This window comes from Marinospirillum alkalitolerans (assembly GCF_045055655.1).
GTDB lineage: Bacteria > Pseudomonadota > Gammaproteobacteria > Pseudomonadales > Halomonadaceae > Marinospirillum > Marinospirillum alkalitolerans.
Genome location: NZ_JBANFI010000001.1, coordinates 229,328 through 255,645, shown reverse-complemented (window position 1 = coordinate 255,645; position 26,318 = coordinate 229,328). Strand labels below are relative to the sequence as shown.

At 53.2% G+C, this 26,318-nt stretch carries 23 protein-coding genes and 2 tRNA genes; 8 read left to right on the top strand and 17 right to left on the bottom strand.

Features of this window, described 5'->3' with window-relative positions:
- Window positions 1-82: 82 nt before the first annotated feature.
- The 3 genes from V6U78_RS01115 to V6U78_RS01105 are packed head-to-tail and all read left to right on the top strand — an operon-like array spanning window position 83 to window position 3,123.
- Window positions 83-1,765, top strand: coding sequence for a carbon starvation CstA family protein (locus tag V6U78_RS01115; RefSeq protein WP_405336324.1), 1,683 nt, complete (start codon window positions 83-85; stop codon window positions 1,763-1,765).
- 4 nt (window positions 1,766-1,769) lie between these two features.
- A complete protein-coding gene (locus tag V6U78_RS01110; RefSeq protein ID WP_405336321.1) occupies window positions 1,770-2,066 on the top strand; it encodes a cory-CC-star protein in 297 nt (98 codons plus the stop codon).
- A gap of 55 nt (window positions 2,067-2,121) precedes the next feature.
- Window positions 2,122-3,123, top strand: a complete 1,002-nt coding sequence (locus V6U78_RS01105; RefSeq protein ID WP_405336318.1) for an ArsA family ATPase — start codon at window positions 2,122-2,124, stop codon at window positions 3,121-3,123.
- Window positions 3,124-3,247: 124 nt separating this feature from the next.
- On the opposite strand, the gene V6U78_RS01100 is transcribed toward V6U78_RS01105, so the two are convergent.
- The 9 genes from V6U78_RS01100 to V6U78_RS01060 all read right to left on the bottom strand — a co-directional run bounded on the left by V6U78_RS01100 (window position 3,248) and on the right by V6U78_RS01060 (window position 9,535).
- A complete protein-coding gene (locus V6U78_RS01100; protein ID WP_405336315.1) occupies window positions 3,248-3,718 on the bottom strand; it encodes a universal stress protein in 471 nt (156 codons plus the stop codon).
- Window positions 3,719-3,945: 227 nt separating this feature from the next.
- The gene (gene nadA, locus V6U78_RS01095) at window positions 3,946-4,980 is read right to left on the bottom strand and encodes a quinolinate synthase NadA (protein ID WP_405336312.1); all 1,035 of its coding nucleotides are present in this window, start codon (window positions 4,978-4,980) and stop codon (window positions 3,946-3,948) included.
- 141 nt (window positions 4,981-5,121) lie between these two features.
- A tRNA-Lys gene (locus V6U78_RS01090) sits at window positions 5,122-5,196 on the bottom strand.
- Window positions 5,197-5,217: 21 nt separating this feature from the next.
- Window positions 5,218-5,292: transfer RNA gene (locus tag V6U78_RS01085), tRNA-Lys, on the bottom strand.
- Between the two features lie 101 nt (window positions 5,293-5,393).
- Complete coding sequence (rluB, locus tag V6U78_RS01080) at window positions 5,394-6,275, bottom strand: 23S rRNA pseudouridine(2605) synthase RluB (RefSeq protein WP_405336309.1); 882 nt, start codon at window positions 6,273-6,275, stop codon at window positions 5,394-5,396.
- Between the two features lie 35 nt (window positions 6,276-6,310).
- Window positions 6,311-7,096, bottom strand: coding sequence for an SMC-Scp complex subunit ScpB (scpB, locus tag V6U78_RS01075; protein ID WP_405336306.1), 786 nt, complete (start codon window positions 7,094-7,096; stop codon window positions 6,311-6,313).
- Window positions 7,089-7,928, bottom strand: a complete 840-nt coding sequence (locus tag V6U78_RS01070) for a segregation and condensation protein A (protein ID WP_405336303.1) — start codon at window positions 7,926-7,928, stop codon at window positions 7,089-7,091. Before V6U78_RS01070 ends, scpB begins: the two co-directional genes overlap by 8 nt.
- 112 nt (window positions 7,929-8,040) lie before the next feature.
- A complete protein-coding gene (locus tag V6U78_RS01065; RefSeq protein WP_405336300.1) occupies window positions 8,041-8,664 on the bottom strand; it encodes an L-threonylcarbamoyladenylate synthase in 624 nt (207 codons plus the stop codon).
- Between the two features lie 13 nt (window positions 8,665-8,677).
- A complete protein-coding gene (locus tag V6U78_RS01060) occupies window positions 8,678-9,535 on the bottom strand; it encodes a PHP domain-containing protein (protein WP_405336297.1) in 858 nt (285 codons plus the stop codon).
- Window positions 9,536-9,597: 62 nt separating this feature from the next.
- Between V6U78_RS01060 and V6U78_RS01055 the strand changes: the two genes are divergently transcribed.
- Complete coding sequence (locus V6U78_RS01055) at window positions 9,598-9,900, top strand: YciI family protein (protein ID WP_405336294.1); 303 nt, start codon at window positions 9,598-9,600, stop codon at window positions 9,898-9,900.
- A gap of 20 nt (window positions 9,901-9,920) precedes the next feature.
- Entirely contained in the window at window positions 9,921-11,921 is a 2,001-nt protein-coding gene (gene mnmC, locus V6U78_RS01050) for a bifunctional tRNA (5-methylaminomethyl-2-thiouridine)(34)-methyltransferase MnmD/FAD-dependent 5-carboxymethylaminomethyl-2-thiouridine(34) oxidoreductase MnmC (RefSeq protein ID WP_405336291.1), read from the top strand.
- 80 nt (window positions 11,922-12,001) lie between these two features.
- Here the strand turns inward: mnmC and typA are convergent, their stop codons facing one another.
- The gene (gene typA, locus V6U78_RS01045; RefSeq protein ID WP_405336288.1) at window positions 12,002-13,816 is read right to left on the bottom strand and encodes a translational GTPase TypA; all 1,815 of its coding nucleotides are present in this window, start codon (window positions 13,814-13,816) and stop codon (window positions 12,002-12,004) included.
- 443 nt (window positions 13,817-14,259) lie between these two features.
- Between typA and glnA the strand changes: the two genes are divergently transcribed.
- Complete coding sequence (glnA, locus tag V6U78_RS01040; protein WP_405336285.1) at window positions 14,260-15,666, top strand: glutamate--ammonia ligase; 1,407 nt, start codon at window positions 14,260-14,262, stop codon at window positions 15,664-15,666.
- 49 nt (window positions 15,667-15,715) lie between these two features.
- Here the strand turns inward: glnA and V6U78_RS01035 are convergent, their stop codons facing one another.
- Together V6U78_RS01035 and mltF are read right to left on the bottom strand one after the other, a co-directional pair.
- Entirely contained in the window at window positions 15,716-17,461 is a 1,746-nt protein-coding gene (locus V6U78_RS01035) for a PAS domain S-box protein (protein ID WP_405336282.1), read from the bottom strand.
- Between the two features lie 136 nt (window positions 17,462-17,597).
- Window positions 17,598-19,034 carry a membrane-bound lytic murein transglycosylase MltF gene (mltF, locus tag V6U78_RS01030; protein ID WP_405336279.1) on the bottom strand — a complete coding sequence of 479 codons (1,437 nt, stop codon included), beginning with the start codon at window positions 19,032-19,034 and terminating at the stop codon, window positions 17,598-17,600.
- Window positions 19,035-19,357: 323 nt separating this feature from the next.
- Between mltF and purL the strand changes: the two genes are divergently transcribed.
- Together purL and V6U78_RS01020 are read left to right on the top strand one after the other, a co-directional pair.
- On the top strand, window positions 19,358-23,272 hold the full coding sequence (gene purL / locus V6U78_RS01025; protein WP_405336276.1) for a phosphoribosylformylglycinamidine synthase: 3,915 nt from the start codon (window positions 19,358-19,360) through the stop codon (window positions 23,270-23,272).
- A 98-nt stretch (window positions 23,273-23,370) separates the two neighbouring features.
- Entirely contained in the window at window positions 23,371-23,595 is a 225-nt protein-coding gene (locus V6U78_RS01020) for a YheV family putative zinc ribbon protein (protein ID WP_405336273.1), read from the top strand.
- A 73-nt stretch (window positions 23,596-23,668) separates the two neighbouring features.
- Here V6U78_RS01020 and V6U78_RS01015 read toward each other — a convergent pair whose 3' ends face one another.
- The 5 genes from V6U78_RS01015 to rsmD form a co-directional block, all read right to left on the bottom strand.
- Window positions 23,669-24,157 (bottom strand): copper chaperone PCu(A)C, encoded by a 489-nt coding sequence (locus tag V6U78_RS01015; protein WP_405336270.1) that lies wholly within the window; start codon window positions 24,155-24,157, stop codon window positions 23,669-23,671.
- Between the two features lie 117 nt (window positions 24,158-24,274).
- The gene (locus V6U78_RS01010; protein WP_405336267.1) at window positions 24,275-24,664 is read right to left on the bottom strand and encodes a hypothetical protein; all 390 of its coding nucleotides are present in this window, start codon (window positions 24,662-24,664) and stop codon (window positions 24,275-24,277) included.
- Window positions 24,665-24,803: 139 nt separating this feature from the next.
- Window positions 24,804-25,058, bottom strand: coding sequence for a YfhL family 4Fe-4S dicluster ferredoxin (locus V6U78_RS01005; RefSeq protein ID WP_405336264.1), 255 nt, complete (start codon window positions 25,056-25,058; stop codon window positions 24,804-24,806).
- A gap of 49 nt (window positions 25,059-25,107) precedes the next feature.
- Window positions 25,108-25,614: a pantetheine-phosphate adenylyltransferase gene (gene coaD, locus V6U78_RS01000; protein WP_405336261.1), complete on the bottom strand. Its 507-nt coding sequence runs from the start codon at window positions 25,612-25,614 to the stop codon at window positions 25,108-25,110.
- Window positions 25,615-25,683: 69 nt separating this feature from the next.
- A complete protein-coding gene (rsmD, locus tag V6U78_RS00995; protein ID WP_405336258.1) occupies window positions 25,684-26,268 on the bottom strand; it encodes a 16S rRNA (guanine(966)-N(2))-methyltransferase RsmD in 585 nt (194 codons plus the stop codon).
- Window positions 26,269-26,318 lie beyond the last annotated feature (50 nt).

Sequence of the window (26,318 nt, the reverse complement as noted above, 5' to 3'; positions counted from 1 at the left end):
AAATTTGACCTGCTCCTTCTCTCTGGGCTATAAAAGCGGTGCAGCTAGAGCGAAGCATAACAACAAACCTAAGGAGAGCGTCATGAGCGCTGTAATTGTCCTCTTGCTCGGCATTGCTGGCATGACTGCCGGCTATTTTTTCTATTCGAAATTTATTGCCGAAAAAATCTATCGTTTAGACCCTAATTTCAAAACACCCGCTCACACCTATCAGGATGGTATAGATTATGTGCCTACCAACCGCTATGTGTTGTGGGGCCATCACTTTACCTCAGTGGCCGGTGCAGCGCCGATCGTTGGGCCTGCCATTGCGGTCATCTGGGGCTGGGGCCCAGCTTTTCTGTGGGTCATTTTAGGCACCATCTTTTTTGCCGGTGTGCATGATTTTGGTGCCATCTGGGCCAGTGTACGCAACAAGGCCAAATCGATTGGTGCTTTGACCGGCGAAGTCGTCAGTACTCGAGCACGCAGTATTTTCATGATCGTGATTTTTCTCGTGCTCTTGATGGTGAATGCTGTTTTTGCCGTAGTTATCTCTAACTTGATGATGAACTACCCCACCGCCGTCGTGCCTGTTTGGGGCGCAATTCTGGTGGCACTGATTATCGGTCAGCTGATCTATCGCCGCCTGCTCAGCCTGCCTCTGGTTTCTGTGTTAGGGGTCATTGCACTCTATGCGCTGATCTTCATTGGTCCTAGCGCGCCTATCCAAATGCCCAGCGAAGTCGGCCCTGTCTCTGGTAACGCTATCTGGATACTGATTCTGTTTGCCTATGCCGCCGTGGCTTCTCTACTGCCTGTTTGGGTACTCTTACAGCCCCGCGACTATATCAATGGCTTACAGCTCTTTATCGGCCTTTTAGTGCTCTACGGTGCGCTGATTCTGTTTAATCCGGTGATGGTGGCACCCATGCTGAATGACAACCTGCCAGCAGGGACACCCTCAATCCTACCGCTGCTGTTTGTCACCATTGCCTGCGGCGCGATTTCTGGCTTCCATGGTCTGGTTTCATCTGGTACCACCTCCAAGCAGCTGGATAAAGAAACCGATGCACGCTTTGTTGGGTATTTTGGCGCGGTGGGTGAAGGCTCACTGGCGCTGGCCGCGATTCTGGCCGCGACAGCCGGTTTTGCCTCACTGACTGACTGGCAGCAAGTTTACACTGCCTTCGGCCAAGGCGGCGTGGGTGCCTTTGTTGATGGTGGTGCCTATATCATCCATAACGGCCTTGGCTTGGATATGACCACTGCCGCAACGCTGCTGACAGTCATGGCCGCGCTCTTTGCTGGTACCACCATGGATACAGGTCTGCGCTTGCAGCGCTATATCTTCCAAGAGTGGGGGAGTATCTATCAGCAGGAATGGATGAAAAAACCCTCTTGGGCCACTGGGCTCTCTGTGGCCAGCTGTCTCTTACTGGCTTTTGGCGCTGGCGGTGCCAGTGGTACAGGCGGCCTGATCATCTGGCCTTTATTTGGCACCACCAACCAACTGCTGGCGGGCCTAACGCTCCTGGTGATCACCGTGATTCTGGTACGCCAGAAGCGCCCAGCCATCTATACCCTATTACCTCTGGTCTTCCTGCTGGTGATGACTGTGCTGGCACTGCTGACCCAGCTGCGCGCCTTCTATGAACAGGGCAACTACTTCCTGCTGGTCCTCGATATCGTGGTGCTGGGTGCTGCCTTGCTGGTCATCATGGAATGCTTGGCGACCTTGAAACGCTTGCGCCAAGAAACAGCCCAAGCTGCCCCAGGAGATTAAACCTATGTCCCGAGAAAACGCATCACCTTCTCGGGCAGAAAAACTTCGGGCTTGGCTCAGTCAAGCCCGTTTTTTTGCCGAAGAAGCCTACTCTTCGCGCTATCGTGGTGCTTTAGCCCGAGCGCGCCGTGATGAAGATGATCTGTTTATGCTGCTCGTGTTTTCCGAGATGATGGGCATACAGAATCCTGCCTCCTATTACACCTTGGAACTGCAACCCCTGCTGTTAGAGCGCTTCCACGATTGGCATTGCCGCCAAGGGATGGAACACTCTCCGCTCGATCACTTCCGTTGCTGTTAAGGAACCTCATTGACCTGATAACACCAGGCAGCTATGCCTGGTCTGGAGCCGATGCATGTCCTCTCTGCTAAAAGGGCGTTTTTTATGGGTGGGTGGTAAGGGCGGTGTTGGAAAAACCACCACCGCTGCGGCCTTGGGCTTACTGGCAGCCCAAAGAGGTCAGCGCTGTCTGGTCGTCTCGACGGATCCAGCACATAGCCTGGGGGATGCCTATGACCAGCCTCTGAGTGATCAGCCTCAAGCGATTCTTCCCGGCCTGGACGCTATCGAGATCGATCCTGATCAGGAAGTCGAAGCGCATCTTGAACGCGTTATCAACCAGATGCAGCACTTTGCAGCCCCCGCCATGCTCAAAGAGCTGAAGCGGCAAATGCAGCTAACCCGCCTTTCACCAGGTACTCAGGAAGCCGCGCTGTTGGAACGTATTGCCAAGATCATGACCAGTACAGCCGATCAGTATGATTTGGTGATTTTTGATACAGCACCCACAGGCCACACCCTGCGCCTGCTGGCCTTGCCTGAAGCCATGGCCGCGTGGACAGATGGCCTGCTGGCACACAACAAAAAATCATCCGAATTGGGGAAGGTGCTCGAACACCTGACACCACGCGCGGGTCAGAACTTGGCCAGCCCACTGGATGCAGGGGAGCCCATCCGTCATCTAGAAGAAAAGACACAGCAGGTTGCCCAGGTGCTGCTAGAAAGACGGCGCTTGTTTTATCAGGCACGCCATAGCATTCAAAACCCTGAGCTGAATGCCTTTTTGTTTGTCATGACGCCGGAAAAACTCCCCTTGCTGGAGACGCGCCGCGCGATCACTTCTTTGCAAGAGGCGCAGATCCCTGTCGCGGCCGTATTGGTCAATCGCGTTTTGCCGGCAACAGCTGATGGGCAGTTCTTGCAAGCTCGACGCGCACAAGAAGCCTTGTATCTGGATGAGATCGATCAGCAGTTTGCCGCTCTTCCACGTCCACGACTGGCATTACTGGAGACAGATGTTCAGGGGCTGGCTCAGCTGAATCAACTGGCAGAGGAGTTGGCCGCAGCGGGCTTTTGAGCCCTTCTACCCACCAGTGATGCCGCTTAGTCATCTGGATCACTGGTGGATGAGACAAGTCAGGCAGCCTCAGGAGCCTCTGCTGAACGACGCGGCCCAAAGAGGCCGCGTTCATCAAGGCTGCTTAGTTAATCAGGGTCACCGGACAGCCTGCCCGATGGATCAGCTTTTGACTAACACTGCCGATAAAGATTTCTTTCAGCGTTGATTTACCCTGACGCCCCATCACAACCCAAGGCGCAGCCTGTTGGGCTAGATAATCTAACAGCTGGGTCGCCGGATCACCTTTCAACGTCACCTCAACAACAGAGAGGCCACTGATGGCTTCAAGGCGAGCTTCTGCCTGCCTAAAAACGGCCGTGGCTTTTTCCTGCTGAATCTGTGCAAGCAGATCTGGATCGATAAAATCAGCACTCTTGCCAGTTTGGCCCAAGGCATTCAGGCCAAAAGGATCGACTGCCTCATGGGAAAACACATACACCAGCTGAAGCTCAACGCCAAACTGCTGCGCCAGTACACCTGCAGCCTCAACGGCTCGCAGAGCCCCATCAGAACCATCAATTGGCAGCACCACCGCGCTTGGATGACTCGTCATTGCCTTCTCTCCTTTTTGTTCTCGATGAAGGAAGCCGGATCTCTGATATCGGCCCACTGGCCCCAGTTTAGCAAGATCGAGATGATAAAAAAGCCCTAGGGTGCAGCTTCCATTTTAAGACGCGCTTGCCTCCCTCTGCTAGGCGCTCCCGCATCCGCTGGCACTCAGCCTGCCTCGACCACCCATAAAAAAACCCAGCCGAAGCTGGGTTGAGGGCATCGGGCTGACTATTCAGCCTGAAAGCTCAGCATACGTTTCAGCGGGATCAACGCCTGTTCAATCAGCTGCGGCGGCACTTGAATCTCCTCCGCCTCGCTGGTCAGCGTTGCGGCCAAACGCTCAAGGCTATTCATCGCCATCCACGGACAATGCGCACAGCTGCGGCAAGTCGCACCCTGACCGGCTGTTGGGGCTTCTAAAAAGCGCTTCGTCGGATTCTGCTGCTGCATCTTATAGAAGATGCCGCGATCGGTCGCGACAATAAAAACCTCATTTGGCAAGGTCGAGGCCGCCTTGAGCAGCTGGCTAGTCGAACCGACAACATCTGCCACTTCGACCACACTCTGGGGCGATTCAGGATGCACCAGCACCGCCGCAGTCGGGTGGATTTTCTTCAGATCCAGTATGCCCTTGGCTTTAAATTCTTCGTGAACGATACAGGCCCCATTCCAGAGGATCATGTCGGCTCCCGTGGAGCGCTGAATATACTGCCCTAGGTGTTGATCTGGTGCCCAGATGATCTTTTTGCCCTGCTCACGCAGATGAGAGACCACCTTCAAGGCAATACTGGACGTCACCACCCAGTCAGCCTTGGCCTTTACTGCGGCGGAGGTATTGGCATAAACCACCACTTCACGCTCTGGATGCTCAGCACAAAAAGCAGCGAACTCTTCGGCATCACAGCCTATATCCAAGGAGCAGGTGGCTTCTAGAGTCGGCATCAGGACCTGTTTTTCAGGCGAGAGGATCTTGGCAGTTTCACCCATAAAGCGCACCCCAGCCACAATCAAGGTTTGTGCTGGATGCTGGGCACCAAAGCGGGCCATCTCCAGTGAATCGCCAATAAAGCCGCCCGTCTGTTCAGCCAGCGTCTGGATCACCGCGGGGGTGTAGTAGTGCGCGATCAAAACCGCATTGCGCGCGTGCAGATCCTTTTTAATCTGCTCGATCCAAAACTGCTGTTGTTCGGGGGAAAGTTCTGGCTCAGGCTGGGCCTTGGCAAGATGCTCGCGTACAAGGAGCTGATCATAAACACTAGTCATGGTCGATGAGCTTACTTTTGCAGTGATCGGGAAAAGAAAGGGATCATAGCATAAAGTCGAGAGAGGCCGCGCTGAATGCATAAAAAAGCGGTATAGAGGCATAAAAAAACCGCCCTAGTGAGGGCGGTTCTTTTAGAATTCTGGTGGGTCGTGAAGGATTCGAACCTTCGACCAATTGGTTAAAAGCCAACTGCTCTACCACTGAGCTAACGACCCTCATCAGGTTTTTTTCGCGCTTGGTGGGTCGTGAAGGATTCGAACCTTCGACCAATTGGTTAAAAGCCAACTGCTCTACCACTGAGCTAACGACCCCTTAGCGCGGCGCATATAATAGCTTTTTTTTGCCTTCTTGCAACCCCCTTGGCATAAAAAAAACCAAAAAAACCTTTTTAACTCCTTTTTTGACGCTCTTTTTAACGCTGCCGCCGACCAATAGCATGCACTGGCTTGCGTGCGCTGGAACGGTTCTTTTGCGCAGAACGTGAAGCCTGCATTTCAGCAACCGTTTTGCTTTCTAAACCTGCAAGACGGGATAAATCATCAACCTCAGCTTGCGTCAGTTCAATCCACTCACCCATTTTAGTGCGCTTATCGAGACAAATCGAGCCATAACGCACACGCTTCAAGCGGCTGACCGTCACACCTTGAGACTCCCACAGACGGCGCACTTCACGATTACGGCCTTCTTTGATCACCACATGGTACCAGGTGTTGATCCCCTCACCGCCAACCAGCTGAATATCACTGAAAGCAGCCAAGCCATCTTCCAGCATCACGCCTTCTTGCATGGCTTTGAGCATGTCGTCAGTCACTTCACCCATGACACGCACAGCATATTCACGCTCTACTTGATGCGAAGGGTGCATCAGCCGATTGGCCAGCTCACCATCATTGGTCAATAACAACAAACCACTGGTATTGATATCCAAACGGCCAATCGCAATCCAGCGCTCACCCCGCAAGCGCGGAAGGTGATCAAAAACGGTACGACGTCCTTCTGGATCTTTACGCGTCACCAGCTCACCTTCTGGCTTGCTGTACATGATCACACGACGCGGCAGATCTTCTTCCGCCTTCAAGGGCACAGGACGCCCCTTAAAGGTCACTTGATCACGTGGCGAAATACGATCGCCAAGCTGAGCAACACGGCCATTGACCGTGACGAGGCCAGCATCGATATAGCCTTCCATTTCTCGACGCGAGCCAAGGCCTGAACGCGCAAGAACTTTTTGGAGCTTTTCGCTCTCTGGTGCAGTCGCGGCGCTGTTTTGCGGCGCGGGTGTTTTTTTCGTCATAGGTGTTCACACACGGTTAGGGATCAATAAAATCTTCAACCTGAGGTTGAGGGATCAGACAAACGCGCCGCCAAATCAGCAAAGGTCAGTTCACGACTGGCCGTTGATGGGGCGGCTTCTGATGCGACGGGGGATGCTGCGGCAGCTTCATTGCCTTCAGCGTCCATAGCCGTATCGGATGCTTCTTCAAGCAGCAAGGGGCTCACGGGTGCTTGATCCAGCTCATCTTGCCATTGTTCGGTTTCGAGTTCGGCCAGAGCACGAAGTTCATCTAGCTCGGGTAACTCCGTCAAACTGGTTAAATTAAAGTAGTCGAGAAAGTGGCGGGTTGTCGCATATAAAGCAGGACGACCCGGCACTTCTCTATGACCAATCACGCGTATCCAGTCACGCTCTTCAAGAGTACGAATAATCTGCGAGCTGACACTCACACCGCGCACTTCTTCGATTTCACCACGCGTCACTGGTTGGCGATAAGCGATTAAGGCCAGGGTTTCAAGCAGCGCACGGGAATAGCGCGGCGGCTTGCTCTCCCAAAGACGGCTCACCCAAGGCGCATAGTCGGCCTTAATCTGATAGCGGTAGCCACCGGCGACTTCTTTTAATTCTTGACTGCTCCCCAAGGCTGCTTGCTGCAAAGCCTCAAGAGCTTGCTTGATCTCACGCCGTTCAGGCCGTTCCTCTGGATCAAAAAGCGCTTGCAGCTGATCCAGATTTAATGGGCCTCGCGCCGCCAGCAAAACGGCTTCAAGAATACGCTCCAAGCCCAGGTCGGTCACGCCTTGGCTGGACTGTACCCAGTCTGCAGCTGTCTCATTCATGACTGGTCTCCTTTTTTAGGCGCGCATAAATCGGCGCAAAACTCTCAACCTGCACCAGCTCCACCAACTGCTCCTTAATCAGCTCCAAAAGCGCCATAAAAGCCACCACGACACCGGCCCGCCCTTCTTCAGGATCAAAAAAAGCGGCCAGACTGAGATGCGCTTCAGCCTGTTCGAGACGCTCCAGAATCAAGCTCATCCGCGCACGCGTTGAGAGGGGTTCGCGGCTAATCTGGTGATGCGCCATCAATGCGCTGTTATTGAGCAGCTGCCCAAACACCAGCAGCAGTTCTCGTAGATCGACATCAGGATGCAAGGTGCGCTGCGCTAAATCAGGGCGCTCTGGCTGAACAGGAAAGAGGTCTCTTTCTTGACGCGGCAGTTGATCCAGCCGCTCAGCAGCGGTTTTATAACGTTCATACTCTAAAAGACGACGGATCAGCTCTGCACGCGGATCTTCTTCGGCCTGATCTTCTTCGCCATGATGATGACGAGGCAGCAGGCTGCGTGATTTGATCTCGGCCAATAGGGCCGCCATCACCAGATACTCACCTGCCAGCTCTAATTGCAGTTCCTGCATGAGATCGAGATAGTGCATGTACTGGCGCGTAATTTCGGCGACATTAATCGTCAGAATATCGAGATTATGCTTGCGAATCAGATAGAGCAATAAATCCAGCGGCCCTTCAAAGGCTTCCAGAAACACCCGCATTGCCTCTGGTGGAATAAACAGGTCTTCAGGCAGCTGCAAATAAGGCTCGCCTGCAATCTTGGTATGCAGATGAGGCTCCAGCTCAGCAGCGGCTTCTTGCTCGATGACGGGTTCATTCATGCCTAGGCACTTCTTCTTGTGCAGGGAGGTCTTCTTCTACAGCCACTGTCTGCTCTGAAGACACAGGCCAGAGCATCACTTGCTTGCATCCACGACAGACAGCTTCTGCCTATCAGGATTGAAAAGGACGCAGATCGCCTCGGCCTTCGCGCGTGATTTCCGGCACACCAGTACACAGATTGACCACAGTCGTTGGCTCAGTCGGGCAAGCCCCGCCATCGATAATGCCATCTACCAGTTTAGAGAGCTGGTCACGGATGTCTTCTGCATCATGAAGAGGCTGGGTTTCACCGGGCAAAATCAAGGTGACGCTCATCATAGCGCTGCCCAGCTCGGCCACCAGTGCGCGGGTAATCTGGTGATCAGGCACCCGCAAACCGATAGTGCGTCGCTTGGGGTGCAGCAGTAAGCGCGGCACTTCACTGGTGGCATTCAAAATAAAAGTATAGGGGCCGGGCGTGGTGTTCTTCAGCATACGAAACACCTGATTGTCGACCTTGGCATAGACAGACAGATCGGAAAGATCAGCACAAATCAGCGTAAAGTTGTGCTTATCATCCAGCTCGCGAATACGCTTGATACGCTCGATGGCCTTTTTCTCACCGACGCAGCAGCCCAGAGCATAGGCTGAGTCTGTTGGATAGGCCAAGACGCCACCAGAACGCAGGATATCCACGGCCTGCTGAATCAAACGCTGTTGTGGGTTGTCTGGATGGATTTCAAAAAACTGGCTCATGATTCACCTTGATTCAAGCATTGAGTAAACAGGCACTGACCTGACTGATTGGCTGACAAGCCTCAGGTAAGCTGGCATACATTCCTGGTGCAGGGCAGGCAGGGCCCGGCCCATGAAAATCACTGCCCCAGGTACAGATCAAACCCAGTGCGCTGGCCGTTTTCAACAAACTGGCAGTTTGCTGCCCATCCTGACGACCGCTGACCAGCTCGATCGCTTGTCCTCCTGCTTGGGCAAAGGCATGGATCAAGCGCTGACGCTTACTGCGTGTCAACTTGTAGCGCAGCGGATGGGCTAGACTCACCAAGGCTCCTGCCGCCTTCAAGCAGGCAACGCCTTGCTCCAGCTCAACCCAGGCGTTTTTGACATCGGCTATTTTACCTGCACCCAGCCAACGGCGAAATGCCTGCCCCATATTCTTGCTGTAGCCTTGTTCGACAAGGCAGGCTGCAAAATGCGGACGACCTGGGACACGGCCAGCAGAATAGGGCAAAACCTGATCTAGGGTGATCGGCATCTCCGCCTTATTCAAGCGTTCAATAATCCGCTCTGCTCTGGCCCAGCGCGCCTGATTCTGGCTGACCTCGATCTCCCGCGCCTGATCGTTCAAGCCTTGCGGCCACAAGGCCACCAGATGGATAGTGACTCCCGACCAGAGGCAGGAGAACTCCATCCCAGGAATCAGATGCAATCCCAACTGATCCGCTTGCTGCTGCGCGGCCTCTAAACCAGCGAAGGTATCATGATCCGTCAGTGCGACCTCTTTTAAACCACGATCAGCGGCCAACTGGATCACCTCACTGGGACTCAGCTGACCATCAGATGCAGTGGAATGAAAGTGATAATCACACTGGGAGTTCAAAAGGGGCATATAATGATGTCAAATAGGGAAGAATAGCTTCTAGATTAACATTTTTACTTGGAGACCGCCTGATGTTTTATGCTCTGCTCTGTACCGATCGTCCTGACAGTCTTGAGGCCCGCTTGGCGGCACGCCCTGATCATTTGGCTCGTTTAGAAGCCCTGCAAAACCAAGGCCGCCTGCTCTTGGCTGGCCCTCATCCTGCCATCGATGCAGAGAACCCAGGCAGCGCCGGTTTTACTGGTAGTCTGGTGGTGGCTGAGTTTGAAAGCCTCGAAGCGGCACAGGCTTGGGCAGCAGCTGATCCCTATCAGCTGGCGGGCGTCTATGCCTCAGTCGAAGTCAAACCTTTTAAGAAGGTGTTTCCTCAATAGTCATATCAGGAGTGTCGCAGATGAGCTCACCCACAGCACCCAGCTGCTTAAGGCCAGAACACCTCACTGCGCCTTCTTTGCAATGGCAAAATGCCACCCCCATCTCACGGCGCTTTGATGATGTGTATTTTACACGTGATCAAGGCTTTGAAGAGGCAGAATATGTTTTTCTGACCCATAACCAGCTGCCTGATCGCTGGCTCAACTGGTCTGAGCGCCGCGCCTTTGTGGTGGGTGAAACCGGCTTTGGTACTGGCCTCAATTTTTTACTGGCACAAAAAAAGTTTCTGGACAGTGCGCCAGCAACAGCGCGCCTGCATTGGATCAGCACCGAACTTTTACCACTGACAGTGGAGGATCTGGAGCAGGCCCATAGTCACTGGCCCCAGCTCAGCGATGAAGCGAAAAGACTGCGCGAGGCCTATCCACTTCCGATTAGCGGCTTTCATCGTCTGCAGATCCATCCGCGCATTACCCTTGACCTGCTGCTGGGCGATGCCACCACCAACCTGCAACAACTCCATGCCCGAGTCGATGCTTGGTGTCTGGATGGCTTTGCACCGAGCAAAAACCCAGAGATGTGGACAACCGAGCTCTTTCACGCGCTCGCCAGAAGCAGTCATGCGCAAACCACCTTTGCCACTTTTACCAGTGCAGGACTGGTCAAGCGCGGCTTGCAGGATGCGGGCTTTGAAGTCCGCAAGGTTCCCGGATTTGGCCGCAAAAGAGAAATGCTGTGTGGCCAGTATCAGGGGGAAGTCCACCCCCTGACCTCACAAGCGGCTTTCAGCCTGCCTGCCCCTCAGTCAGCGCAAAAGATTGCAGTGATCGGTGCGGGTTTAGCTGGCCTTAGCACGGCCTTTGCACTCACTAAAAAAGGCTGTCAGGTGGATGTCTATGAAGCAGAGGAGATCGCTTCTGGCGGATCGGGCAATCGCCAAGGTGTGCTCTATATTAAGCTGGCGGCCAGTAATACACCGGCCAGCCGTTTTTATCTGGCGGGCTTAGAGTTCTCCCGACGCTGGCTCGAAAAGCGTGATCCCACGCAAAGCTTATGGCGAGCCACGGGTGTCCTGCAGCTGGCACATTCTGCCGAGGAAGCTCAGCGTCAGGCGCGCTTTCTTGAAGTCTTTGATCTTCCAAGTGCACTGGTTCGCCCTGTCGATGCTCGCGAAGCCAGTGATCTGGCAGAAACGCGTATTCACCATTCTGGCCTTTTTTACCCGCGCGCAGGCTGGGTTCGTCCTCATGCCTTGTGCCAACAACTGGCCAAGCTGGATCATCAAATGCGCGTCTTCACCCAGCATCCTATCGAGCAGCTTGAATATGACCCAGTCAATCAAGGTTGGCAGGTGACCAGCGGCACTCAGACCAGCTTCTATGATCAGGTGGTACTGGCTTCAGGCCATGCCATGACCCAGTTAGAACAAACAGCCTGGCTACCCATCAAGCCAATTCGTGGTCAGGTCACGCTCCTCCCCACTCAAGGCCATCCCCTCACCAGCCCCAACACAGTGGTCTGCGGTACTGGCTATATCACCCCACCGCTGGAGGATCAGCTCAGCTTTGGTGCCACCTTTGACCTGCATCAGATCGATTGCGAACTCAGAGAAGAAGATCATCTGGCGAATCTCACCATGCTTGATGCAACCCTGCCCGATTTGCTGGATATCAGTGATATGGATTTAAGCCAGCTGCGTGGTCGTGCTGGGTTACGCTGCAGTTCACCAGACTACCTCCCGCTGGTCGGGCCTGCACCGCAAGCCGAAGCCTGGCAGCAAGCCGATCCACAAGGCAGCGGTCACACAACACCCCTTCACTACCCTGGACTCTGGATCAATACCGGACATGGCTCACGCGGCCTAGCGAGTATTCCTCTGTCAGCCGAACTTCTGGCCAGCGAAATACTGGGCGATCCACTACCACTGGAGACCAGCCTGCTTGAGCACCTCAACCCGGCTCGCTTTATTCTGCGCGCACTCAAGCGCCGTCAGAAAACAGCCAGCCTATCCCCAGACTAGCAACAATCCACCCCACAGCAGATAAAAAAAGAGCAGCTTCGCAGCTGCTCTTTTGGTCTTCTTGATCTTCAGTGGATCAATCAGTTCTTGCTCGCGCGCTTACGCTCGTTTTCAGTCAAGAAACGCTTACGCATGCGGATAAAGTTCGGCGTCACTTCAACCAGTTCATCATCATCGATAAACTCGAGCGCCTGCTCCAAGCTAAACTTGACCGGAGGCGTTAACTGAATGGTTTCATCGTTGCCAGAGGCCCGCATGTTATCCAGTTTCTTGGCTTTAGTGGGGTTCACGACCATATCGTTATCACGTGAGTTAATGCCCACGATCATGCCTTCATAAACCTCAACACCTGGACCCACAAACAAACGACCACGATCTTGCAGTGTGGTTAGGGCATAGGCCAAGACCTTACCTGCACACATGGAGACCAGTACACCGTTGATGCGATGCTCAACTGTACCTTCGGCCAACGGACCATAGTGATCAAAGATACTGGTCAGAATACCGGTACCTGAAGTCAGTGTCATAAACTGGTTACGGAAACCAATCAAACCACGTGAAGGAATCACGAAGTCCAGACGGATACGGCCTTTACCATCTGGGTTCATATTGGTTAAACGGGCTTTACGCTTGCCTAGTTCTTCCATGATCGAACCCTGGTGCTGCTCTTCAATATCAACAATCAGCTCTTCATAGGGCTCTTGCTTGACACCATCTATCTCACGAATGATGACCTCAGGACGCGATACACCCAGCTCAAAACCTTCACGACGCATGGTTTCGATCAAAACAGAAAGGTGCAGCTCGCCGCGACCAGAAACACGGAAGCGATCTGGGCTGTCGGTTTCTTCAACGCGCAGTGCAACGTTGTGAACCAGCTCTTTTTCCAGACGCTCTTTAATATTACGGCTGGTCACGAACTTGCCATCTTTACCTGCAAAAGGCGAGTTGTTGACCTGGAAGGTCATGGTGACCGTTGGCTCATCAACGCTCAGGGCCGGCATGGCTTCAACCTGAGAAGGATCACACAGGGTGTCTGAAATATTGAGCGGATCCACACCAGTAATACAGATAATATCGCCTGCTTCAGCACCCTCAGGTGACTCGTTGCGCTGCAAGCCATGATAGGTCATGACCTGGCCAATCTTGGCTTTACGCTGCTTGCCTTCACGATCCACCACGATGATCTGCTGATTCGGCAGAACGCGACCACGGGTCACACGGCCAACACCAATAACACCCACATAGCTGGAGTAATCCAAAGCAGAAATCTGCATCTGGAACGCCCCCTCAGGATCCACCGCGGGCGGGGGAACCAGGTCAACAACCGCCTGGAAGAGTGGCGTCATATCTTCGGCCATATTCTCTGGGTCGTCCCCAGCAATGCCGTTCAGTGCGGAAGCATAGATGATGGGGAAATCCAGCTGCTCTTCTGTCGCATCCAGGTTAGCAAACAGATCAAATACCTGATCCACAACCCAATCAGGACGTGCACCAGGACGGTCAATCTTGTTAATCACAACGATCGGCTTCAGGCCACGCGCAAAGGCTTTTTGCGTCACAAAACGCGTTTGTGGCATTGGGCCATCCATCGCATCGACAATCAGCAGTACTGAGTCGACCATTGACAGTACTCGCTCTACCTCACCACCAAAATCGGCGTGTCCAGGGGTGTCGATAATATTGATGCGGTAGTCATTCCAGCTGATGGCGGTGTTTTTCGCCAGAATAGTAATACCGCGCTCTTTCTCCTGATCATTGGAGTCCATCACGCGTTCATTTTCAGCTTCACGACGATCCAAGGTACCTGATTGCTTCAGGAGTTTATCAACCAGGGTCGTTTTTCCATGGTCAACGTGAGCGATAATGGCAATATTACGAAGTTTTTCTATCACAAGCAGCTCCCCGGCTCAGCCGGAAGTAGTCGAAAAGGAGGCCTGCCCGATATGAACGCGCCCGGCCAACCTAAAAAAAAGGGCGAAACAGTATAACGCCTCGAAGATGACAGGAATAGTTTTTTAACAAAAGGGGCGTTTTTTTTGGCAAGCCACCGCAAAAGCCCTATATTGGTGCAATAAAAGAGAGGAAGCCTTAAAAGGGTGCGCAAAAAAAGGGCCTTTGCTACATCATGAGGCTTGCAGAACACCCCATGGGCCGATTTGATGCGCCTTAACGCGCAAAAGAAGGGCAAAAAAGAGGCAGCAGGCTTTTTGGCACAGAGCTTGCTTAATCTTAGTTAACAACGCAAGCTGCTTCCGTATCCCGATGAGGGACACCCAGTAACAGGACTTGTGTTTCTATCACTTGTTTTACCCAACGCCAAACGATGGAGGCGATTATGTCTGAGAAGAGTCTTTCTATTATTAAAGAGCACGACGTCAAGTGGATTGATCTGCGTTTCACCGATGCACGCGGCAAGGAGCAGCATGTCACGATTCCTGCCGCCTCCGTTGACGAAGAGTTTTTCGAAAGCGGGCAGATGTTCGATGGCTCATCTGTTGGCGGTTGGAAGGGCATTAACGAATCTGACATGATTATGCGCCCAGATGACTCTTCTGCTGTGCTGGACCCTTTCACCGATGAAGCCACTCTGATTTTACAGTGTGACATCATTGAGCCTGCCACCATGCAGGGCTATGAGCGCGACCCTCGCTCTTTGGCACGCCGCGCTGAGGAATACCTCAAGTCCACTGGCATTGCCGATACCGCTTTCTTTGGCCCAGAGCCAGAATTCTTTATCTTTGATGATGTGAAATGGAAGCAGGACATTTCTGGCGCCTCCTACCACATCAATTCTGAAGAAGCAGCTTGGTCGTCTGATGCCACCATCGAAGGCGGCAACATGGGCCACCGTCCACGCGTGAAAGGCGGCTACTTCCCTGTGCCACCTGTGGACTCTTCACACGAAATTCGCGGCGCCATGTGTAACGCGATGACGGCGATGGGCCTGAAAATCGAGGTGCATCACCACGAAGTGGCGACCGCTAACCAGTGTGAGATCGGTGTCGCTTTCAACACCTTGGTCAAAAAAGCCGACGAAGTGCAACGCCTGAAGTACTGCGTCCACAATGTCGCGCATGCCTTTGGTAAAACAGCAACCTTTATGCCCAAGCCTCTGGTTGGCGATAACGGCTCAGGTATGCACGTTCACCAGTCTCTCTCTAAAGATGGCGTCAACCTCTTCTCTGGTGATGGCTACGGCGGCCTGTCTGAAATGGCCCTCTACTACATCGGTGGTATCATCAAGCACGCTAAGGCGCTGAATGCAATCACCAACCCGCTGACCAACTCTTACAAGCGTCTGGTTCCTGGTTTTGAAGCACCGGTGATGCTGGCCTACTCAGCGAAAAACCGCTCGGCTTCTATCCGCATTCCTTACGTCAGCAGCCCCAAAGCACGCCGTATCGAAACGCGCTTCCCTGATCCAGGTGCCAACCCCTACCTGTGCTTTGCTGCACTGCTGATGGCTGGTTTAGATGGTATCCAGAACAAGATTCACCCTGGTGATGCGATGGATAAAAACCTCTATGACTTGCCACCTGAAGAAGCCGCTCAGGTTCCACAAGTTGCCGGCAGCCTGCAAGAAGCTCTTGAAGCCCTGAAAGCAGACCGTGAGTTCTTAACCCGTGGCGGCGTCTTCACTGATGATATGCTTGATGGCTTCATTGCTTTGAAGATGGAAGAAGTGAACCGTCTGAACATGACAACTCACCCAGTTGAGTTTGATATGTACTACTCTGTTTAAGCCCAGGCTCAAATAGATCAACCGCCTCCTAGTGAGGCGGTTTTTTATTTTAATCATCGATCTGCTGCAACAGATCATTCAGCGCTTCTATCTGTTGAACAGTTTCACCCACCAAACCATCAATTTCATTACTTGACTGGCGCGAATGCCCTGCTAAGGTCCGAACCTCATCTGCTACCACTGCAAAACCCCGTCCGAGTTCACCTGCACGTGCCGCTTCAATCGCTGCATTCAAGGCCAGCAGATTCGTCTGCTCTGAAATACCGTTAATAGTATTCACGATGGTTTTAATCGTCTGGCTAGAGGCAATCAGTCCCTGCATCGCTTTTTGTGTTTCAGCCACCACCGCTTTGCGGGCAGAAATATCGATACCAAAAACAACGTAACGCTCTATCTCGCCTTTTAGGTTGCGCATCACGGCAATCCGCGTATCAAGATTAAAACGCTTTGAGCCGTGATCATATTCAAAAACCTTGGACAGCTCATCTTGACTGATTAACTCCTGCTGCTCCTGCTGACTCAACTGAGATGAAAAAGCCCCTATTACCGCTTCAGCACCACCTAGATCAGCGCAACGCGCAGCAAATAGCTCATTGTAATTCAACACACGATGCTGATGATCTATCTCATAGATCATTAAGGCTTTACCTATCGCCAGCAGTTTATTCGTGAAATCGATCGCCATCTCCTTCACGCGGCTCACATTCGCCTGCACCGAGATAAAACTCTTTAGACTGCCATCTTGGGCAAAAACGGGATTAATCGATAAAGAAACCCAGTAAGGCTCACGCTGCTTGGTGTAATTAAGAATCTCATCATAAAAAGGCTCGCGACGCTGAATATGCTGGCGAATGACCTCTACTGTCGCTGAATCAGTTTCTGGGCCTTGCAGAAAAGCACCCGGCTTACGCCCTTTAACCTCATCAAGCGTATATTCTGTAAGACGCTCAAAACCTCGATTCACATATTGGATTCGACCTTCAGGATCAGTAATAATGACGGCGTTATCTGTTTCATTGGCGACGAGGCAGAGCATCTCTCTTTCCTGGCGCTGCTTGACCTCTTCTGTCACATCCTTCACAAAAGCCGTATAGATAATTCGATCCTGCAGGCGCACCTTGGATAAGGACAGTGCACCCCAAACCTGCTCACCATCCTTACGCTCTATTGCCACTTCACGACTGGTCCCCACAATCTTATCGCGCCCAGTCGTGCGATTGGCATTCACATAACCATCATGCTCACCCTGTATCGCACGCGGCACCAGCATTTTGACATTCTGGCCCAAGACTTCGTCGCGCTGATAACCCCACAAGGTTTCTGCTGCCTGATTAAAAAAAGTGACCAGATTATGCTCATTGATACAAACCACCGCATCAATGGCCTGCTCAAGTGTTTGAAACAGAGCTTCACGGCTTTCACGTTCAGCGGTGATCTCTCTCAACATCGCCGTATAGTGTTTTTTACGTCCTACCTTGACCAGAGACAAGGCCAGAGAAACCCAGATTAAGCGCCCCGAGGCATGGCGCATCTGTACTTCTCGTGAACTCCCTACGATGCGATCCTCTCCACCCTGGCGATGTCGATTGACCCATTGATCATGATTTTTCTGCATCGCATCGGGTAAAAGAAAGGCGACATTCTTGCCCAAGGCTTGCGCCGCTGTGTAGCCAGTGAGTCGCTCTGCTGCTGCATTGAAGAAGGCCACTTGATTCTGTTCATCAATCCGAATCACAGCCAGAATACTCTGCTCTAAAGCCTGCTTTTCAGGCTGATGGAAAGAAACACCAAACATAAGCACCTCGACTCACAGTCTAATTCCAGATCAATAAAATTGATCTTACGTACAGATAAGGAAGTGCAAACGCAAAAAAACGGCCTGAAACAAAAGTCTCATGCCGTTTTGCCTGATCCCTCTGACCTACTAAGGTTTAGCTCAAAGGCGGGATATGATCAAACGCCATTTCTGGATCGGCACGCGTTGCCGGATTTTCAAGACGTTCGATAAAGTTCTCTTGCGTCAGCTGGTACCATTCCAGCAGCTGTAGGTAGCGACGAATATTGGTGACATACACCACCGGCTCGCGCCCGCGCGCATAGCCAAAGCGCGTTTGACGAAACCACTCACGCTCAGCCAGCAGCGGCAGATGGCGCGCGACATCCTCCCAAGAATCAGGATCAAAGCCTTGGCTTTGTGTAATTCGGCGTGCATCTTCTAAATGTCCAAAGCCCACATTGTAAGCCGCCAACGCCATATAGAGGCGATCAGGTTCAGGTATACGCTCTGGCACTCGATCATACAAGCGGCGTAAATAACGCGCTCCACCTTCAATACTTTGATAAGGATCGAGGCGATTCACCCCCAGCTCGGCGGCGGTGCGCTGAGTCAGCATCATCAAACCGCGCACACCAGTGGGTGAGACAGCATTACGACGCCAGTGCGACTCCTGAAAACCTACCGCGGCTAATAGACGCCAATCCAGATCCTGGGCTTCACCAGCAAGTCGAAAATGCTCTTCATATAAAGGCAGGCGATTGCGAACATGGCGCAAAAACAAGGCCGCACCCACATACTCCAGATGCTCTTCATGCTGATAATAGCGTTCACGGATCTGCTCGATCTTGCCCGTTTCCTGAGCCCAGTTCAGAAAATGATTGACCGTTCTGACCAGCCCGCCCTGTGCCTGCGCGCTCAACAGCCAGACCAGTTCAGTCGGGGCTTCTGGTTCAAAACCGATGCCAACTTGTGGGAAGAAAAAGCGATTAATATTAAAATCTTGACTGGTGACCAGCGCATAATCCAGCTCTCGCTCTTGCACACGACGCAAAAGCTCCAAAGCATCCAGCTCGGTGGTCTCCATCCAGCTTAACTCAGGAAAGAGGGCCTGCGCCTCACGCAGTATCTCGGCTTCACGCGAACCAGCCACCACACCCAACTGACCACCTTCGAGATCGGACCAACTGCGTGGTCGCGCTGAACCACGACGATACACCACCAACTGATCGACCAGCAGCAACGGCTGAGAAAGCGTAAAGCGCAGCAAACGTTCCTGGGTGACGCCTACCCCGCCCGCGACCAGATCAACCTGCCCCGTCAGCAAGGCTTGCTCCATTTCAGCAGGAGAACTGGCACGGCGAATACGCAGCTCGACGCCGAGATAATCGGCATAGGCGCGCACCAGTTCATACTCAAATCCAGCGTAGCCTTCTCGATACTCATAAAAGGTGGCCGGTGTGTTGGGCATGATCACACGCAGCTCACCACGACTGAGCACTTCAGCCAAGGCATCCTGATCACTGGGGCGTGTCAGCCAGAACAGCAGCCCGGCCAGCAGCAAAGCCCAGACCAGTATTTTCTTCTTTTGCATAACACCTAGCTTTCGACCTCAGGGTCGAAGAGAGGAGAAACCGAGCAGCCGCCACACTGCTATAAATAACGCATTAAAACATGCCATCAAAAACAATCAAAATTGACACTTTGCATCTATCAGATAGATTTTATTACTCTTCACAACTAATAACGTATTTTTATGTAACTTTAGCAAAGAGATGGCTTTTCTGCTGTGCGCAGTGTCACAGATCCCACTCTACAGGCAAGTGCATAGCTCTTCTGGCTGCTTTGCGCTATCATTCGCAGCAGTTTTTTTCTGCTTTGATCCTTTCTTTCACTGCTCCTAATGAGGCTTTCGTAATGCTTGAACTGCGAGGCGCACCCGCACTTTCTGCCTTTCGTTCCACCAAACTCTTACAGCAGCTTCAAGCCAGCTGCCCCAGTGTGATTCAACTCGACGCCGAATACCGCCACTGGGCGGCCATCCAAGCGCCCCTAACAGAGCAGGAAACTCAGCTTCTTACCCAGCTCCTAGGCGCACCAGAAGAGTGCAAAACACCCGCCACTGACGCGCTACAGGCTTCCTATGTGGTGCTGCCCCGCTTAGGCACTCAATCGCCCTGGTCATCAAAGGCGACAGATATCGCGCACAACTGCGGTTTAACCAAGATCGAGCGCCTTGAACGCGGCGTGGTGTACCAGCTCACCCTGAGCCAGGCTCTGAGCCATCAAGAGCAGCAAGCACTCGGGCAACTCCTGCATGATCGCATGACAGAAACCCTGCTTCAGGGCGCAGTGGAAGCCGCGCAGATTTTTGCGACCAACGCCCCTCGCCCCTTTACTACCATTGCCCTTCTCGAAGAAGGACGTCAGGCGTTGGAGCAGGCGAATCGTGATCTTGGTCTTGCCCTGGCCGAAGATGAAATCGACTACCTCTGCACCAGCTTCACTGATCTTGGCCGCAACCCCCATGATGTTGAGCTGATGATGTTTGCTCAGGCCAATTCTGAGCACTGCCGCCACAAGATTTTTAATGCCAGCTGGGTCATCGATGGTGAAGACAGCCCCCACTCGCTGTTCGGCATGATTCGCAACACTTTTAAAGCCTCACCTGAGGGCGTTTTATCTGCCTATAAGGATAATGCCTCTGTAATTGCTGGCTTTGACGCGCCACGCTTCTTCCCCGATCCAACATCACGCCAGTGGACAGCGGTTGAAGAGCCCACCCCCATTCTGATGAAGGTTGAAACCCACAACCACCCCACCGCGATTGCACCCTTCCCGGGGGCTGCCACTGGAGCAGGTGGTGAGATTCGTGATGAAGGCGCAACAGGTCGAGGCTCCAAGCCCAAAGCCGGCCTGACAGGCTTTAGTGTCTCGAATCTGCGTATTCCTGATTTTGTACAGCCCTGGGAAGGTGAAGACTACGGCAAGCCTGCTCGGATCGTTTCAGCACTGGATATCATGATTGAAGGCCCTCTCGGTGGTGCTGCCTTTAATAACGAATTTGGCCGCCCTAACCTCAATGGCTACTTCCGTACCTTTGAAGAAAACGCCTTCGGTGCCAATGGCCTCGAGCGTCGCGGTTATCACAAACCGATTATGCTGGCCGGTGGTCTGGGCAATATTCGTGCGCAGCATGTTGAAAAGGGAGAGATCCCTGTTGGCGCACTGCTGATCGTCCTCGGCGGCCCTGCCATGAATATCGGTTTAGGCGGTGGTGCGGCTTCCTCCATGTCGACTGGCTCTTCAAGCGAAGATCTCGATTTTGCCTCTGTCCAACGTGATAACCCAGAAATGGAGCGCCGCGCTCAAGAAGTCATCGACCGCTGCTGGGAGCTCGGTGAAGCCAACCCTATCTGCTTTATTCATGATGTGGGCGCGGGTGGTCTCTCGAACGCCTTGCCTGAACTAGTCAAAGATGGTGAGCGTGGCGGTCTGTTCCAGCTGCGCGCCGTGCCCAATGCTGAACCCGGCATGAGCCCACTCGAAATCTGGTGTAATGAAGCGCAAGAACGCTATGTGATGGCCATCGCGCCAGATCAACTGGCCACCTTTGATGCCCTGTGCCGCCGTGAACGCGCCCTCTATGCTGTCGTTGGTGAAGCCACTGCTGCTCATGAGCTGCGTGTTGAAGACGGTCACTTCAAAACAGCGCCTGTGGATCTGCCGATGAGCCTGCTGTTTGGCAAGCCTCCTAAAATGCAACGCAGCTTCACCACTCAAGCGCTCGATTTGCCTGCCTTGGATCTAACGCCAATGAATCTGCGCGATGCCGCTGAGCGTGTTCTCCAGCTCCCGACAGTGGCCAGCAAACAGTTTTTGATCACCATTGGTGATCGCAGCGTCGGCGGCATGACAGCGCGTGATCAAATGGTCGGCCCGTGGCAGGTGCCCGTGGCAGATTGTGCTGTCACCACCACCACGCCACTGTGCGAAACCGGCGAAGCCATGGCGATGGGCGAGCGCACCCCCTTGGCGCTGATCAACCCTGCAGCTTCGGCGCGCATGGCCGTCGGTGAGGCCATCACCAACTTGGCGGCCGCCTCGATTGCCCAATTAAGTGATATCAAGCTCTCAGCCAACTGGATGTCTGCTGCCGATCACCCAGGCGAGAACCAAGCCCTCTACCAGGCTGTTCATGCCGTAGGTATGGAGCTCTGCCCTGCGCTGGGTATCGCCATCCCAGTGGGTAAGGACTCCATGTCCATGCGTACTGTTTGGCAAGATGAACAAGGCGTAGACAAGGCCATCACTGCCCCCTTATCGCTGGTGATCAGCGGCTTTGCGCCCGTCACTCAAGCACGCGGCACCCTCACGCCCCAGCTGCGTCTCGATCAAGGTGAGACAGATCTGCTGCTGATTGATTTGGGCCGTGGCCAGAATCGCCTTGGCGGCTCAGCCTTAGCTCAGGTTTACAATCAGCTCGGCAATCTTGCACCCGATGTCGATAATCCTGAAGATCTGAAAGCCTTCTTTGCCGTCATCCAAGGTTTGCATCAAGAAGGCAAGCTGCTGGCTTACCATGATCGCTCAGATGGCGGCCTGCTGGCCTGTTTGGCGGAGATGGCTTTTGCCGGTCATACTGGCCTAGAGATCAAGCTGGATCTATTGGCGCAAGATCATCAAGAAGCCCTTGCAGCACTCTTCAATGAAGAACTGGGGGCGGTCATTCAGGTGCGCCAGACCGATACCGAAGATGTCTTGATGCAACTGGCTGCCGCTGGTCTCGGTGAGGGTGTGCAAGTCATCGGACAGCCCACTCAGGATCAGCAGATCAACTTCTCGTTAGAAGGTGAAAACCTGCTCCAGGCCTCGCGTGTTCAATGGCAGCGCCTCTGGGCTGAAACCAGCTACCGTATTCAAGCGCTGCGTGATAATGCAGATTGCGCACAACAGGAATTTGATAACCTGCTGGATGCCGCTGATCCGGGCCTGAATGCCAAACTGAGTTTTGATCCCAACGAAGACCTGGCTGCCCCCTATCTGCATCTGAACAAGACACCTCGCGTGGCGATTCTGCGCGAACAGGGCGTCAATAGCCATCAGGAAACGGCCGCCGCCTTTTATCGTGCAGGCTTCACGCCCGTTGATGTGCATATGAGTGAGCTGATCAGCGGTGAACGTGACCTGAGCGACTTTATTGGCTTAGCCGCTTGCGGTGGCTTCTCCTATGGTGATGTTTTGGGTGCGGGCGGCGGCTGGGCTAAATCCATCCTCTTCAACGCCCAAGCGCGCGATGCCTTTGCCAACTTCTTTACCCGTCAAGAAACCTTTGCTCTGGGGATCTGTAATGGCTGCCAGATGCTATCGCAGCTGAAAGAGCTGATTCCAGGCACTGAGCATTGGCCACGCTTTGTGCGCAACCTGTCAGAGCAGTTTGAAGCTCGGGTGGCGCTTGTCGAAGTGCAAAAGTCAGCCTCGATCCTGCTGCAAGACATGCAGGGTTCGCGCCTGCCGATCGCTGTCTCACACGGTGAGGGGCGTGCTGAATTTGCACATGCAGACGATCAACAACAACTCCAATCTCAGCAGCAGCTGGCTTTGCGTTTTGTCGATCACTATGGTCGTGCAACCGAGCGCTATCCCTTCAATCCCAATGGTTCACCTGAGGGGATCACCGGTCTGACGTCACGCGATGGCCGTGTCACTATTATGATGCCGCATCCTGAGCGCGTGGCGCGTACCATCAACAACTCCTGGCACCCTGATGAATGGGGTACGCAAGGGCCTTGGCAGCGCTTGTTTGCCAATGCACGGCGCTGGGTCAACTAGCGCTCCAAGACAAGGCATCGTGGATGGACCTGAGGTTGATCCATGATGCCCTGCCCGTCATCTGTTCGATCCGATAATCTGTTTGAGAGGAGCCTACCATGCCAGTAAAACGCTTTATTGCTGGAGCCGTCTGCCCACAATGCGCGACGATGGACCGTCTCAAAGCTTGGCAGGAAAACGGACAGCAGCACCGCGAATGCATCGAGTGCGGCTTTACTGATGCCATGTCACTTGAAGCCCCCAGCGAACTGCCCACCCGTGTGAATCAGACACAAGCCGATCCACGCGATGAGATTCAAGTGGTGAAGCTAGTGCAGCCTTAAAAAGGCCCTGATTAACGCTTGCACTTAGTGATACTAGGTTGAAACTGCCCCGCTCAACTGGGGCAGCCTTCATTTAATGGTGGTGATGATGGTGCGCATCCGCAGCAGCGCCGCCCTGAGCAGCTGATTCCACCCAAACCTCAACACGTATCTCACCAAGATCAGCAAAGGTCAGCCATAAGGGGAAGCGCTCACCAGCGACCAAAGGCTGTTTTAAACCGATCAGCATCAAGTGATAACCACCGCCTGGGCGCATCCGCGTCACCTCACCAGCCGGTAAAGCTATGACTTCTAACTGGCGCATTTGCATCACTCCGTCATGCATGGACATATCATGTAGCTCAACCACCTCAGCGATATGCGCTCGGGCACTGATCAAACGTCGAGGCGTACTCCCTTGATGATCAATATCTAAATAAACCGCGCCAACAGCAGCGGTCGGCGGCGTTGGGGTCGCAAAGGGATGCACCAGACGCAGTTCCCCAAGACGAAAATCATGAGCAGAAGCCGCCGCCGAAAAAAGCACCAGTAAGCTGGCCAGTAGAACGATAAAACGTGGCATTGTTTTTCCTTTTTCCATCACAAAAATAAGTGTCATGCGCAGCATCAGACCCACAGTCCGGCGCGAACAAGACAACAGAGAAGAGATCGCACTCTAAAAGCAGAAGCGATGTTCAGATTAAGAGATCAACAACAAGGAAAAAGCAGGTGGGCCACGAGCAGGCGGCAAAGAAAGGGACAAAGAAGCAGGTTGCCTAGCCTCAAGATCAAGCCAGTGCCGTAAAGACCAGACTAAGGGCTGTTCTGCTAGATAAGGGCGCTCGGGAGGGCTAGTGAACCCCGCCAGCGCACACTGAGGGCAATAGCTGAAAGGTTCTTCAGACTCAATCCGCTGACCTTCAGCATCAATCAGGACGCGTGACCAACCACCCTGCCAGGAGCAGATCTCAATATAGCCACTCTGATGCACCACCAGAGGTGGGACTGAAAAAGGCAGCAGCACCCGACTGACCAGTACGGTCAGCATCAAGAGGGTGAAGCAGCTATTCAGCAGAGGAGTCGGTTTCACGTGACCAAGCCAAGCAAGAGTTGATCAAAAAGTATAATGACCCACTAGGGGACACTGCAATCCCGATACAGCCAAGCTGATCGAAAAAATAAAAAAAGGCACTGAAAGCTCAGTGCCTGATTGATCGATTGGCCTGATCTTAACCTAAGGCGGCCGTAATGGTGTGATACTTCTCCATCAGCTCATCTTTGGTTTCAACATGGTTGGGATCTTTAGGAATACACTCAACAGGGCAGACATCAACACACTGAGGTTCGTCATAGTGACCGACACACTCAGTACAGAGGTTCGGGTCAATGACATAAATCTCGTCACCTTGGGAGATGGCTCCATTGGGGCATTCGGGTTCGCAGACATCGCAATTAATGCATTCGTCGGTAATGTACAAAGCCATACACCTTGTCCTCTCTTTTCAAAATAGCGAGTGTGGCAATTGAGCCAGATTATAAGTTGCTTTGCGACGCAATAGGATTGGCCGCATTATATTTTTTATGAATAACTTGTGCGACTTTTGGGCTGACCAGAGCGGAGATATCGCCTCCAAGACTGGCTACCTCACGCACATAGGATGCAGCAATAAAGCTTTTACTGGGCGTTGGTGCAAGGAACAGCGTTTCGACACCCGCCAGCTGACGGTTTAACTGGGCTAAAGGCAGTTCGTAATCCACATCGGCCCCACTGCGTACACCGCGCACAATAAAGCGAGCCTCCTGCTCTTGCATCAAATCGATCAACAAGCCAGAGAAGCCACAGACTTCAATCTGCGGGTGCGCCTGAAGCACCTCTTTGGCCAGATCCACCCTTTCTTGCAAACTCAGCAAAGGGCGCTTTGCTGGGCTGGCGGCAATGGCAATAATCAGACGATCAAAGAGTTCGCTAGCGCGCTCAATGATATCCTGATGCCCCAAGGTGAGCGGATCAAAGGTTCCTGCATAGACGGCTGTTTTCATCTTAAGGTTCCACCAGATTGCTTATTTTACCAAAAGCCACCACACGAAGCGACTCTCCACCCCTGCGGCTCAAGACGCTGCTTGACGCCATAAGCTGTAGCGCACTTCCCCGGCCTGACGTGTTTTTTCTTCGATCCAACCCGTTGGCAGCAGCACATCCGACTGGCGTGCACCTTGCTCTAGATAAACCAGCGCACCTGGTGCCAACCAGCCACGCAGGATCAGCTGATCCAACGCCGGTTGATGCAACCCAGCAGCAAAGGGCGGATCAAGAAACACCAGATCAAAGGGCGTGACAGGCGCAGTAGCTAACCAGTGCACAGCATCTTGTGCGATCAACTGCGCACGCTCACCCGCAAGAGGGAGCAGATGTTGGCGCAGGTGCGCGACCGCCTTGGCATCACGCTCAAGCAACACCAGCCCAGCGGCACCTCGACTCAACGCCTCTGCACCCAAGGCACCAGTACCGGCAAAGGCATCCAGGCAGCGCCGACCGGCCACTTCAAACTGTAACCAGTTAAACAGGGTTTCACGCACTCGATCTGGCGTTGGGCGTAACCCCTTGACCTCGGCAACAGGCAGTTTGCGGCCGCGCCACTCACCAGCAATAATCCGTATCTGACTGCTCGCCCCAGTTTTCTTTTTTACCATCATGCTTCAATAACCTATTCTGTCGCTGGCTCGGCACCGCTGAGCGGTGTAGC